Origin of the sequence: Streptomyces sp. NPDC057099, assembly GCF_042671245.1 — a bacterium.
GTDB lineage: Bacteria > Actinomycetota > Actinomycetes > Streptomycetales > Streptomycetaceae > Streptomyces > Streptomyces purpurascens.
The window spans coordinates 201,218-213,515 of sequence record NZ_JBHUTX010000001.1; the positions used below are offsets into that span (position 1 = coordinate 201,218).

General features: G+C 70.7%; 12 protein-coding genes and 1 pseudogene. 3 read left to right on the forward strand and 10 right to left on the reverse strand.

Features of this window, described 5'->3' with window-relative positions; genetic code table 11:
* Positions 1-31: 31 nt before the first annotated feature.
* Together ACFT4A_RS00965 and ACFT4A_RS00970 are read right to left on the reverse strand one after the other, a co-directional pair.
* Complete coding sequence (locus ACFT4A_RS00965) at positions 32-760, reverse strand: type 1 glutamine amidotransferase (RefSeq protein WP_382824730.1); 729 nt, start codon at positions 758-760, stop codon at positions 32-34.
* A 23-nt stretch (positions 761-783) separates the two neighbouring features.
* The gene (locus ACFT4A_RS00970) at positions 784-2,022 is read right to left on the reverse strand and encodes a MurT ligase domain-containing protein (protein WP_189724382.1); all 1,239 of its coding nucleotides are present in this window, start codon (positions 2,020-2,022) and stop codon (positions 784-786) included.
* Positions 2,023-2,181: 159 nt separating this feature from the next.
* Here ACFT4A_RS00970 and def point away from each other — a divergent pair, with 159 nt between their 5' ends.
* Positions 2,182-2,727, forward strand: coding sequence for a peptide deformylase (def, locus tag ACFT4A_RS00975; protein ID WP_382824731.1), 546 nt, complete (start codon positions 2,182-2,184; stop codon positions 2,725-2,727).
* A gap of 63 nt (positions 2,728-2,790) precedes the next feature.
* On the opposite strand, the gene ACFT4A_RS00980 is transcribed toward def, so the two are convergent.
* The gene (locus ACFT4A_RS00980; RefSeq protein WP_382824732.1) at positions 2,791-3,435 is read right to left on the reverse strand and encodes a TetR family transcriptional regulator; all 645 of its coding nucleotides are present in this window, start codon (positions 3,433-3,435) and stop codon (positions 2,791-2,793) included.
* A 175-nt stretch (positions 3,436-3,610) separates the two neighbouring features.
* Here ACFT4A_RS00980 and ACFT4A_RS00985 point away from each other — a divergent pair, with 175 nt between their 5' ends.
* Entirely contained in the window at positions 3,611-4,837 is a 1,227-nt protein-coding gene (locus ACFT4A_RS00985) for an acyl-CoA dehydrogenase family protein (RefSeq protein WP_382824733.1), read from the forward strand.
* Here the strand turns inward: ACFT4A_RS00985 and ACFT4A_RS00990 are convergent.
* The 3 genes and pseudogenes from ACFT4A_RS00990 to ACFT4A_RS01000 form a co-directional block, all read right to left on the reverse strand.
* A complete protein-coding gene (locus ACFT4A_RS00990; RefSeq protein WP_382824734.1) occupies positions 4,834-5,355 on the reverse strand; it encodes a cupin domain-containing protein in 522 nt (173 codons plus the stop codon). The two genes, ACFT4A_RS00985 and ACFT4A_RS00990, sit on opposite strands and share 4 nt — an antisense overlap.
* A gap of 7 nt (positions 5,356-5,362) precedes the next feature.
* A complete protein-coding gene (locus tag ACFT4A_RS00995) occupies positions 5,363-6,577 on the reverse strand; it encodes a cytochrome P450 (RefSeq protein ID WP_382824736.1) in 1,215 nt (404 codons plus the stop codon).
* A 1-nt stretch (position 6,578) separates the two neighbouring features.
* Positions 6,579-7,646: pseudogene (locus ACFT4A_RS01000) on the reverse strand (type III polyketide synthase); the annotation flags it as partial.
* 182 nt (positions 7,647-7,828) lie between these two features.
* Between ACFT4A_RS01000 and ACFT4A_RS01005 the strand changes: the two are divergent.
* Positions 7,829-8,497 carry a transcriptional regulator gene (locus tag ACFT4A_RS01005; protein WP_382824738.1) on the forward strand — a complete coding sequence of 223 codons (669 nt, stop codon included), beginning with the start codon at positions 7,829-7,831 and terminating at the stop codon, positions 8,495-8,497.
* A 50-nt stretch (positions 8,498-8,547) separates the two neighbouring features.
* On the opposite strand, the gene ACFT4A_RS01010 is transcribed toward ACFT4A_RS01005, so the two are convergent.
* From ACFT4A_RS01010 to ACFT4A_RS01025, 4 genes are all read right to left on the reverse strand, one after another.
* The gene (locus tag ACFT4A_RS01010) at positions 8,548-8,784 is read right to left on the reverse strand and encodes a DUF6213 family protein (RefSeq protein WP_215122895.1); all 237 of its coding nucleotides are present in this window, start codon (positions 8,782-8,784) and stop codon (positions 8,548-8,550) included.
* A 25-nt stretch (positions 8,785-8,809) separates the two neighbouring features.
* The gene (locus tag ACFT4A_RS01015) at positions 8,810-10,195 is read right to left on the reverse strand and encodes an NADP-dependent succinic semialdehyde dehydrogenase (protein WP_382824740.1); all 1,386 of its coding nucleotides are present in this window, start codon (positions 10,193-10,195) and stop codon (positions 8,810-8,812) included.
* 76 nt (positions 10,196-10,271) lie between these two features.
* Positions 10,272-10,730: an NUDIX domain-containing protein gene (locus ACFT4A_RS01020; protein WP_382824741.1), complete on the reverse strand. Its 459-nt coding sequence runs from the start codon at positions 10,728-10,730 to the stop codon at positions 10,272-10,274.
* Positions 10,727-12,265, reverse strand: coding sequence for an ATP-dependent DNA ligase (locus ACFT4A_RS01025; protein WP_382824743.1), 1,539 nt, complete (start codon positions 12,263-12,265; stop codon positions 10,727-10,729). The genes ACFT4A_RS01020 and ACFT4A_RS01025 overlap by 4 nt, the downstream gene beginning before the upstream one ends.
* Positions 12,266-12,298 lie beyond the last annotated feature (33 nt).

A 12,298-nucleotide genomic window follows, 5' to 3' on the forward strand; every position in this document is an offset into this window, starting at 1 on the left:
CGCGTACCTCGGGCAGGCTGCGACGCAGTGCCTACGCAGGCTGCTGAGCAGCCGCGATGCGCTCGTCCCGCAGTGCCTCGTACCAGCGGTCGTCGGTCGGAGGCAGCGCGTTGACGTCGAGCGCCAGCTTCAGCAGCAGATCCGCGATCAGCGGGTTGCGCGCGAGCACGGGGCCGTGCATGTACGTGCCGAAGACGGTGTCGTTGTACGCGCCCTCCGTGCCGTCGCCCGTGCCGTTGCCGTTGCCGAAGCGCACCTGGGCGAGCGGGCGGGCGGTGGGGCCCAGGTGGGTCACGCCCTGGTGGTTCTCGAAGCCGGTCAGCGGGGGCAGACCGAGGCGCGGGTCGACGTCGCCCAGCACGTCACCGACGCACCGCTCGCCCTCGCCGCGCACCGACACCACGTCCAGCAGCCCGAGGCCGGGCTCGCGCTGGCCGAGGTCGTTGATGAACTCGTGGCCGAGGATCTGATAGCCGGCGCACACGGAGAACACGATGGCGCCGTTCTCCACGGCCCGCTGCAGACCGCCGTCCCGGCGCAGCCGCTCGGCCGCGAGCCGCTGCGGACGGTCCTCGCCGCCGCCGATCAGGTAGATGTCGCCGGAGGTCGGGATCGGCTGGTCGCTGCGCACGTCCAGCCGGGCCACGTCCAGGCCGCGCTGGTGGGCACGGCGCTCCACGACGAGGACGTTGCCCTGGTCGCCGTAGGTGCTGAGCAGGTCGGGATAGATCCAGACGACCCGCAGTTGGTTGTCGCTCACAAAAGTCCCCTGACGTCTCGTGCTCAGTTGCCGACGCGGCGGCGCAGATCCTGGAACGCCGTGTAGTTGGCGATGACCTCGATCCGGCCCGGCGGGCACGCCGCCACGGCCTGGTCGAGGTTCTCGTAGACCTGGAAGTGCTGGTCGGCGACCTCCAGCCGGACCGCGAGGTCCAGCCTCCGGTCGCCGACGACGCAGATCGGGTGACCGGTCAGACGCGTGTAGTCGACGTCCCACAGCCAGGAGGTGTCGGTGCCGTCGGCGCCGCGCGCGTTCACGGAGAGGATCACCGGGGTCGGCGGCGGGTCGATCAGCGAGAACGTCTCCAGCCAGCCGGCCGGGTTCTTCGCGAGCAGGAGCCGCAGGTCACGGCCCTGGAACTGGACGATGTCGTACCGCCCCGCCACCGCCTGCACCTGGTACATGCGCTCCAGCGCGACCTGCGGCGGCACCCCGAACACGGCGGCGACGGCGGCCGAGGAGGCGGCGTTGGCCTTGTTGGCGCGGCCGGGCAGCTGGAGGTGGATCGGCCAGGCCGAGCCGTGCGGGTCGAGGACGTGGTCGCCGGAGAGCGCCCAGCTCGGCGTCGGACGGCGGAAGCCGCACTCACCGCAGAACCAGTCGTCGCCCGGGCGCTGCATCACGCCACCGCACGACGGGCAGGACCAGGCGTCGTCCTTCCACATCTGCCCGGCCGCGACCCAGATCACATTGGGGGAGGAGGACGCCGCCCACACGACCAGCGGGTCGTCGCAGTTGGCCACGACCACGGCCTTGGAGCCCGCGAGTCCCTCCCGCCAGTTCTCGGCGAGCATCCGCGTCTCGGCGGCCCGGTCGAGCTGGTCGCGGGAGAGGTTCAGCAGGGCGATGCACTTGGGGGCGGTGTCCCGCGCGACACCGGCGAGGTACTTCTCGTCGACCTCGATCACGCCGTACCGGGCTTCCGAGCTGCCCGCCAGCGCCGAGGTGATGCCGGCCGGCATGTTGGCGCCGAGGGCGTTGGAGACGACCGGTCCGGCCGCCCGCAGTGCCTCGGCGATGAGCCGGGTGGTGGTGGTCTTGCCGTTCGTCGCCGAGACCAGGATCACGTCCAGGTTCTGCGCGAGCCGGGCGAGGAGGTCGGGGTCGAGTTTCAGCGCCACCCGGCCGCCGATCACCGAACCGCTGCCGCGCCCTGCGGCGCGGGATGCCGCTGCGACCGCCTTGCCCGCGGTCACGGCCAGCTTGGCCCGCGGCGAGAGCGGGTCCGAGTTGCCTGCCATCAGTTCTCGATCCTCCTTGCGTACGCGCCGCGCCTTGAAGCCTGACGGCCACGTGGTGTGGACCTCAGCCTATCGAGATCCATTAGCACTCCCGAACCGCGGCACTGTGGCGAACTCGTGTGGGAGGCGCGGACCGACAAGGACCTTACTCTTGCCGCCATGCGACACAGCCCCATCCCCGGCGCCCACGGCCGCGTGAGACCCCTCACGCTGCACGGCGACCCGCTCCTGCACACCCCCTGCGTCGAGGTCACCGACTTCGGCCCCGAACTGGCCCGGCTCGTCGAGGATTTGTTCGCGACCATGTACGCCGCCCAGGGCGTCGGCCTCGCCGCCAACCAGATCGGCGAGTCGCTGCGGGTCTTCGTCTACGACTGCCCGGACGACGAGGACGTCCGCCACCTGGGCCATGTGGTCAACCCGCGCCTGGTCGAGGCCGACGGAGTGGTGATCCGGGGCCCGGAGGGCTGCCTGTCCCTGCCGGGCCTGGAAGCGGGCACGGAGCGCCACGACCACGCGGTGGTCGAGGGCTTCACGATGACCGGAGACCCGGTCACCGTCCACGGCACGGGCTTCTTCGCCCGCTGCCTGCAACACGAGTGCGACCACCTGGAAGGCCGTATCTACGCAGATCACCTGACAGGCCGGCGCCACCGCAAACTGATGCGCCAGGTGGCCCGGGCTTCTTGGCGCCGAGCTGAGTAGTTCCTCAGGGGCGCGGGGAACTGCGCGAACAACCCCCACCGGCCGTCAGTCGAGACATGACGGTCAGAACCCCGGACCGCCGACCTTGTCTCCCGCAGCAGCAAGACGCCCCCACAACAGGTCCGCCAAACTCCGCACCAACTCACTACGGGAACAAGGCCGTTCTCCCAGCCACCAATCCCCGGCCGCATGCATCATGCCGACGATCCCATGCCCCCACACCCGCGCCAGCTGCTGTCCGCCCGGCCCGAGATCCAGCCGGTCCTCGATGACCTGCGCGAGTTCCTCACCCATCCGCCGCAACAACGGCGCACTGTGCTTGCCGACATCGAACCCCTGATCCCCCGGCTGGCTCCCCTCCGCCGGATGCATCAGAAACCGGTACACCTGGGGCCGCAGCTCGATCGCCGTGAGGTACGTGTCCAACGTCGCCTCGACCCGCTCCCGCCGGTCGGCCGGAGCGTCGAGCGCCGCCCGCAGTGAGTCCAGCAAGGCGTCCGTGTGCCGCTTGGCAAGGGCCGCGTAAAGTCCGCCCTTGTCGCCGAAGTGCCGGTACAGAATCGGCTTGGTGATGCCCGCCTCCGCGGCGATCGCGTTCATCGAGGCCTGCGGGCCGTCGCGCAGCACCACCCGGTCGGCGGCCTCCAGCAGCTCGCGCCGCCGGCGGTCGGCGGACCGTTGCTGATCGGTCCGCTGCGTGGTGTCCATGTGCTCTCCCCACCCGTGCTGATTCGATGACGCCAGCGCAAACTAACACCCAAGCATGCACCGCACATCGAACGGGTGCCGACCGGTCGGTAGGAGTTGACTTCGACTACCGACCGGTAACAGGATGGTGTTACCGCAAGTAACATGCACGTGTGCCGCCGCTGGAGGGGACGACATGGCCGAGTTCACCATGGAGCTCAACGACGAACAGAAGGAGGTCCGGGACTGGCTGCACGGCTTCGCCGCCGATGTGATCCGCCCCGCGGCGTCCGAATGGGACGAGCGTGAGGAGACTCCCTGGCCGGTCATCCAGGAGGCCGCCAAGGTCGGCATCTACTCCCTGGACTTCTACGCCCAGCAGTACTTCGACCCCACCGGCCTCGGCATACCGATGGCGATGGAGGAGCTGTTCTGGGGCGACGCGGGCATCGCCCTGTCCATCGTCGGCACCGGCCTCGCCGCCGTCGGCGTCCTCGCCAACGGCACCGAGGAGCAGATCGGCACCTGGATCCCCCAGATGTACGGCGACGCCAACGATGTCAAGGTCGCCGCCTTCTGCTCCTCCGAGCCCGACGCCGGCTCCGACGTGGCCTCCATGCGGACGCGGGCCGTGTACGACGAGGCCAAGGACGAGTGGGTGATCAACGGCACCAAGACCTGGGCGACCAACGGCGGCATCGCCAACGTCCATGTCGTGGTCGCGGTGGTCGACCCCGAGCTCGGCTCCAAGGGGCACGCGTCCTTCATCGTCCCGGCGGGCACCGCGGGTCTGGCCCAGGGGCAGAAGTTCAAGAAGCACGGCATCCGCGCCTCGCACACCGCCGAGGTCGTCCTGGACAACGTGCGCGTTCCCGGCTCCTGCCTGCTCGGCGGCAAGGAGAAGCTGGACGAACGCCTCGCCCGCGCCCGGGAGCGGGCCAAGCAGGGCGGGGAGCGCGTGAAGAACGCGGCGATGGCCACGTTCGAGGCGTCTCGCCCCGCGGTCGGCGCCATGGCGGTCGGTACCGCCCGGGCCGCGTACGAGGTCGCGTTGGACTACGCGAAGACACGCGAGCAGTTCGGCCGGCCGATCATCGACAACCAGGGCGTGGCGTTCCAGCTCGCCGACATGCGGACGTCCATCGACGCGGCCCGGCTCCTCGTCTGGCGCGCCTCCTGGATGGCGGTCAACGGCAAGCCGTTCACCGCCGCCGAGGGCTCGATGTCCAAGCTGTTCGCGAGCGAGACGGCCAAGCAGGTCACCGGCCAGGCGATCCAGATCCTGGGCGGCAACGGCTACACCAGGGAGTACCCGGTGGAGCGGATGCACCGCGATGCCGCGATCTACACCATCTTCGAGGGCACGAGCGAGATCCAGCGCCTCGTCATCGCCCGGACCCTGGCCGGTACGCCCATCCGCTAACGGTGTCTGAGCGGCGTCAGCTGCTCGATGTCGTACCTCGCCCGCAGCTCCTGGATCGCGGCGTGATCGGGCGGGCCCCCGCTGCCGAGGATCTCCAGCAGTTCCTCGAAGTACCGCTCGTGATCCGGCGGCGGGCTCGCCTGGAAGAACATCTTCGCGGGTTCGTCCGTCGGGTTGGCGAACGCGTGCGGGCAGCCCGGGGGTACGACGATCACCGTTCCGGGCGTCGCGCGCACCACCCGGTTGCCCGAAGGGGACTCCCACTTCTGCCAGGTGTCGGGGGTGCGGATGCGCGGTTCGAAGGCGAGGACGTCCAGCTCGCCCTCGAGTACGTAGAACAACTCCTCGCTGCGGGTGTGCACATGGGCGCCGACGTCGAAACCCGGCGGCACGACCACCTCGAAGGTGGACGCCATGCGCGAGTGCGAGCCGGTCACCTTGAACGTGACGTGCTGGGCAGGAGCCTGTACCACCCGGCCGTGGCCGGGTGGTACGAGCAGTCCTTCCGTCGTCGTCATCGCCCGCTCACCACGTCACGGGCAGGGCCTCGGGCCCGCGGATCAGCGCGCCCTTCCTGAACGGCACCTCTTCGGCGGGTACGGCGAGCCGCAGGCCCGGCACGCCGTCGAGGAGCGCGTCGACCAGGAGTTGCGACTCCAGCCGGGCCAACATGCCGCCCGGGCAGTAGTGCGGGCCGAACCCGAAGGACACATGCGGGTTGGGGCTGCGCAGGAAGTCGATCGTCTCCGGGTCGGGGAAGACGTCGGGGTCGCGGTTCGCGGCCAGGTACGACACATAGATCGCGTCGCCCGCCCGGATCCGCACCCCCTTGATCTCCACGTCCTCCAGGGCGATCCGCGACAGGCCGACCGCGTTGCGGTGCGGGATCCAGCGCAGCAGTTCGTCGATGGCCTGGGGGCGGATCTCCGGCTCGGCGCGCAGCCGGTCGGCCAGGTCGGGCCGGGTCAGCAGCACGTAGAACATCTGGCCGCTGTTGTTGGTGACCGCCTCGCCGCCGATCTGGAGGAGCACCGCGAGTCCCACCCCTTCCTCCAGGGTGATCTCGCCACGGCCCAGGGCGGCACCGAGCAGGGACGCGACGTCCTCGCCCGTGCTGCCCTCGCGCACACCGATCAGATCGGCGAAGTAGGAGCTCATCTCCTGCTTGGCCTTCTCGCTGACCTCGGCGCCGTGCGAGGAGGACAGGATGAACTGGGTCCAGCGGTGCATGTCCTGCCGGTCGGCGGCCGGGACGCCCATCAGCTCGCAGATGACCGCGATGGGGAACGGGCTGAGCACACTCTCCGTGAGGTCGGCGGGCGGGCCGTCCTGCAGCATCTCCTCGACCAGTTCCGCCAGCATGCGGCGGGACCGCTCGCGCACCCGCTCCACCCCGCGCGCCGTGAACGCGGCGGCGACACTGCGGCGCAGCCGGGTGTGGTCCGGCGGGTCCAGGAAGCCGACCGCGCCACGGGCCGGGATGAAGTGCGGGGCGAGCCGGGTGACCTGCCGGTCCATGACGGCCTCGCGGCTGAAGCGCGGATCGTTGGTCACCATCCGCGTGTCGTCGTAGCGGGTGACCAGCCAGGCCCAGCCCTCGCCGTTGGGCAGCTTGACGCGGGTGACCGGGCCCTCGTCCATCAGCTCCCGCAGGACCGGGTCGAAGTCCGCGCCGGACAGGTCGAGCGCGGGCCAGTCCCGGACCGGGGGCAGCGTTTCGGTGATCGTCTCGTCGCTCATCTCACATCGTCTCGTCCGCGCGGTGCCAGCGGCCCACGGTCATCTCGGCGGTGATGCCGGGTCCGAACCCGGCGAGCAGCCCGCGTGCCCGGTGCTGGGCGCCGCCCTCCTCGAACAGCCGGCGCAGCGCGTCCAGGACGACGCCGCTGGCGATGTTGCCGTACTCGGTGAGCGTGGCCCGGCTGAAGCGGAAGGCGTGCGGGTCGACCTTCAGGAAGGTGCTGAGGTCGTCGAGAATGCGGGGCCCGCCCGCGTGGACTATGTAGAAGTCCAGGTCGGAGGCGTCCCAGCCATGGTCTCCCGCCAGCTCCTTCAACGCCGGGGCGAGCGGCTCCATGGTGGCCGGCACCCGCTTGTCCAGCAGGAAGTGGAAGCCGGTGGCCCGTACGTCGTACATGATCCACTCTTCGGTCTTGGGGATCAGGTACGAGCCGTTGCGCTCCAGGCTGACGCCCTCGCCGCCCCGGCCGCGGACCACGGCGGCGGCGATACCGTCACCGAACAGGCCGTTGGACAGCAGCGAGCCGACACCGATGTCGGTGGGCTGGTAGCACAGCGAGCAGAACTCGCAGGCCACGATCAGCGCGTTGGCCTCGGGGTAGGCCGTGCAGAAGTCGTGCGCCCGGTTGATCGCCGCGCCGCCGGCCGCGCAGCCCAGCTGGGCTATGGGCAGTTGCCGCGTGGTCGGGTCGAAGCCCATCTCGTTGATCAGCCAGGCCGTGAGCGAGGGCATCATGAAGCCCGTGCACGACACGTAGATGATCACGTCCACATCGGTGGTGAGCAGCTCGGCGTGGTCGAGTGCCTCCTGGATGACCGCGGGCACCCGCGCCTTCGCCTCGGCCTCGTAGAGCTTGTTGCGGTCCTCGAACCCGGGGTGTTTCAGGGTCTCCTCGATGGGCTGGACGATGTGCCGCGTGCGTACGCCGGTGTTCTCGATCAGCCTGAGGGCCAGCGGCAGTTGGGGGTGATCGGCGTGGCGCTCCCGCGCCAGCTCAAGCGTCTCCTCCATCGTGATCACGTGCTCTGGAACGGACACCGAGGGTCTGCACAAAGTCGCCATGAACCGTGCCTGCTTTCGCCTCCCGGGAGGCCTTTCGCCTCCCGGTCAGAAGGTGGTTCACCTCAGAGGGTGGTCCCTCCACGATCACCCGGTGGGCCGCCGACTTCGCGTCGGACTGCTCCATTTCGGGGACCCCGTGCCAGGCTCGGGGCAGACCTGTCCACGGACACGCACCGACGGAGGACGCGATGACGCGCACGGCCCGGGACCTGCTGCGGACGACCACCACCCGACTCGCCCCGGACCCGCGGTCCAACCCGTTGGTCCCCCGGATCGCCCAGGGCACGGCCCCCCGAAGCGCCCTCGCCGCCCTCGCCCTGGAACAGTCCTGGGTGATCCCCGCGGACCGCCGCGCGTTCCTTCATCTGGCCGAGCGTTCCCTCGTCACCGCCCCCGAGGCCGCGGCCTTCTTCCGGAGCCTCGCGGAGGGCGAGGCACTGGCGGAGGAACTGCTGCCCTCGCTCAGCCAGGCGTGCGGCGTGGACGAGACGACGGCGGCGTCGTACGAACCCCTCGCCGGCTGCCAGGCCTACCCCGCGTACGTCGCCTGGCTGTCCCTCAACGGCTCACCGGCGGACGTCGTCCTGGCCCTGACCGCCAACTTCTCCGCGTGGGGCGGCTATTGCGCGACGATCGCGAAGGCCCTACGGGCTCACTACGGCTTCACGGACGAGGCCTGCGCCTTCTTCTACTTCTTCGCGGAACCGTCACCCGAGCTGGACGCGAAGGCCGTGGCGGCGGTACAGGCGGGCCTGGACACCGGGCAACTGAACGAGTCCCTGGCAGACGGATACGGCCGCCTGCTCCAGCACTACGAGGCGATGTTCTGGTCCACGCTGGCGGATCTGCCCCTTTAGGGGCGCGGGGAACTGCGCGATCAACCCCCCCCACACCCGCAGTCGCCGGCTCAGGTCGCACCCCCACTGCTGTGCGCAATACAGGCCACATCAATCCGATCGGCCAACTTGGCCAACTCGATCGTCAGCGCCGCGACCGTGTCCTCGTCCAGCCCCGACTCCCCGGCCTCCACCAACCGCACCCACCGACCCCCCAACGTCCGCAACAGCTTGCTGACATCCGCCGCAGCCACCTGCAAGGTCCCGTGGTCGTCGACGATCAACGGCAGAGTCACTTCGCGGTTCACAGACGGGATCGTAGCCCCGCAACACTCACGCACCATGCCAAACAGTCGTGATGTTGCAGAACTCCCGGATTCCGTGCCCGGACAGCTCACGGCCGTACCCGGACCGCTTCACCCCGCCGAAGGGGAACCCCGGATGGGAGGCCGTCATGCCGTTGAAGAACACGCCGCCCGCCTCCAGATCCCGTACGAACCGGTCCACCTCGGCCTCGTCCCGCGTCCACACGTTCGAACTCAGTCCGAAGGGTGAGTCGTTCGCGATCAGAACGGCCTCGTCGAAGTCGGCCGCCCGGTACAGCGTGGCGACCGGACCGAACGCCTCCTCCCGGTGGATGCGCATCTCGCGGGTGATGCCGGCGAGGATCGTCGGCGCGTAGTACCAGCCGGGCCCCTCGGGCCGTTCGCCACCGCACAGCACCTCCGCGCCGACGCGCACCGCGTCGTCGACGAGTTCCTCCACATCGCGCAGTCCCTGCTCGCTGGAGAGCGGCCCGACGTCGGTGTCCTCGGCCAGGGGGTCGCCGACCTTCAGCGCCCGCATGCCCTCGGCGAAACGCGCGGCGAAGGCGTCGTACACGTCCGTGTGCACGATGAAGCGCTTGGCGGCGATACAGGACTGCCCGGTGTTCTGCACCCGGGCGGTCACCGCGACCTTCGCCGCCCGGTCGATGTCGGCGGAGGGCATGACGACGAACGGATCGCTGCCGCCCAGCTCCAGCACGGTCTTCTTGACCATCTCGCCGGCGGTGGAGGCGACCGCGCGGCCCGCGGGCTCGCTGCCGGTGAGGGTGGCCGCCCTGACCCGCTCGTCGCGCAGGATCTCGTCGACCGCGCCCGAGCCGATCAGCAGGGTCTGGAAACAGCCCTCCGTGAAGCCCGCCCGGTGGAACAGGTCCTCCAGGTAGAGGGCGGTCTGCGGCACGTTCGAGGCGTGCTTGAGCAGGCCCACGTTCCCGGCCATCAGCGCGGGCGCGGCGAAGCGGATCACCTGCCACAGCGGGAAGTTCCACGGCATCACCGCCAGCACCGGCCCCAGCGGCCGGTAGCGCACGCGGACGCGTGAGGCGCCCGAGTCCTTCACATCGGTGGCGGCGGGTTCCTCGTCGGCGAGCAGTTCCTCGGCGTGCTCGGCGTACCAGCGCATCGCCTTGGCGCACTTCGCGGCCTCGGCCCGGGCCTGCTGGATCGGCTTGCCCATCTCGGTGGTCATCACGCGGGCGATGTCCTGCTGATCCTCTTCGAGGAGGTCTGCGGCCTTGTTCAGCAGCCGGGCGCGCTCGTCGAACGTCGTCGTCCGGTACGTGCGGAACGTGGCCTCCGCGAGCTGGAGCCGGCGCTCGATCTCCTCCTGGCCCATGGCCTCGTACGTCTTGAGCGTCTCGCCGTTCGCCGGGTTCACCGTCGCGATGGGCATGGCTGACCTCCCTCGGTGCGGGCTGTGTCTCGACCTTCCCGCGCGACGGAGGGGACCGCAACGCGGGCGCGTCTGCTCAGGGCGAGTGCTCAGCCAGGCGGTCGAGAAACGCCGTCTGCGCCTTGACGATCACCTCGCGGGCCCGGTCGAGACCGAACCACGCCACCCGGTCCAGCTCGGGGAACTCCTGGAGCCGTCCCGACCTCGGCGGCCACTCCATCCGGAACGTGCCGGGCGTGATCGTCGCCGGGTCGAGGTCCGCCTCGATCGCCCACGCCGTGACGATCTTGCCGCCCGTCTGCCGTACCTCGCCCAGGGCGATGGCCTCGCCGTCGGGCGGGGGCAGCCCCAGTTCCTCCTCGAACTCGCGGCGGGCGGCGGCCCAGGCCGACTCGTCGGACTCGTACTCGCCCTTGGGAACGGTCCACGCCCCGGCGTCGCGCCGGGCGAAGAACGGGCCGCCCATGTGGCCGAGCAACACCTGCGGGCCGTCGTCGGTGTGGCGGAAGAGCAGCAGGCCCGCACTGCGCTTCACGGGTGCACCTGCGGATGCGCGGCCAGCAGGGTCTCCACCGTGTCGGCGTCCTCCGGCCGCTTGTCCTCCCGGTAGCGGATCACGCGGGCGAAGCGGAGGGTGACGCCGGCCGGGTAGCGGGTGGAGCGTTGCAGGCCGTCGTAGGCGATCTCGACGACGAGTTCCGGGCGTACGGTCACGACATGGCCGTTGTCGTCGACGGCGAGCTGCTGGAGCCGCTCGGTCTGCCAGGCCAGCAGGGCGTCGGTCATGCCCTTGAAGGTCTTGCCGAGCATGGCGAGGCCGCCGTCGGCGGTGCGGGCGCCGAGGTGGAGGTTGGAGAGCTTGCCGGTGCGGCGGCCGTGGCCCCACTCGGCGGCCAGCACCACCAGGTCGAGGGTGTGGACGGGCTTGACCTTCAGCCAGGACGCGCCGCGCCGGCCCGCGCTGTAGGCGGCGTCCAGCGCCTTGACGACGACGCCCTCGTGGCCTCGCTTCAGGGTCTCGGCGAGGAACTCCTCCGCCGGGCCCACGTCGTCCGGGCCGGACATCGTCGTGCGCCGCACCCGCATCGGCTCGGGGACCAGCCGGGCCAGCTCCGTGTGCCGCTCGGCGAACGGCAGGTCGAGCAGGTCGCGGCCGTCCACGGACAGTGCGTCGAAGAAGACGGGGGAGACGGGTACCGCGCGGGCGGCCGTCGCCACGTCCGCGCGGGAGCCGACGCGACCGGCGGTCTCCTGGAACGAGCGGGGGCGGCCGCCCTCGTCGAAGGAGATCACCTCCCCGTCCAGGATGAACCGCTCGCCCCGCAACTCCAGGGCGGCGGCCGTCACTTCGGGAAGGCGGCCGGTGATGTCGTCGAGGGTGCGGGTGTAGAGCCGTACCGTGTCGCCGTCCCGGTGCACCTGGACACGGATGCCGTCCAGTTTCTCCTCGACCGCGCAGGCGCCGAGCTTGTCCACCGCCTCGGCGACCGAGGAGGCGCTGTGCGCCAGCATCGGCCAGACCGGGCGGCCGATCGTGAGGCGGAAGCGGTCCAGGGCGGCGGGGCCGTCCGCGAGCAGCGCCTCGGCCACCGTCTGGAGGGAGCCCGCGAGCATCACGGCCCGCCGTACGTCCGCCGGGGGCGTCCCGGTCGCCTGGGCCAGTCCCTCGACCGCGACGGCGTCCAGCGCGCCCTGCCGCACCTCACCGGTGAGCAGCCCGAGCAGGAACCGTTGCTCATCCTCGGTGGCCGCGCCCATCAACTCACCGACCAGCCGGGCCCGTTCCGCCTGGGAGCCGGGGCCGGACACCTTGCTCAGTTCCGCGAGCCGGGCGTCCACCTCCCGCACGGTCAGGCCCGGCTCGGTGGCCGGGGCGACCGGGCGGCTCAGCACCTTCCAGCCGACGCCGATCCGGCCCTGCGGCAGCCGTCCCGCCAGGTACGGGATGACGATCGGCACGTCTTCCGCCTCCGCGTCCCGGAACAGCTCCGCGAGCAGGGCCGTCTTCCGGGACCGCGCCGAGGTGGCGGCGACCTCCTGGGACACTCGGGCCAGCCGGTGCAGCAGCATGCAGCCATGGTGCACCGGAGGCGGCGCCTCTAC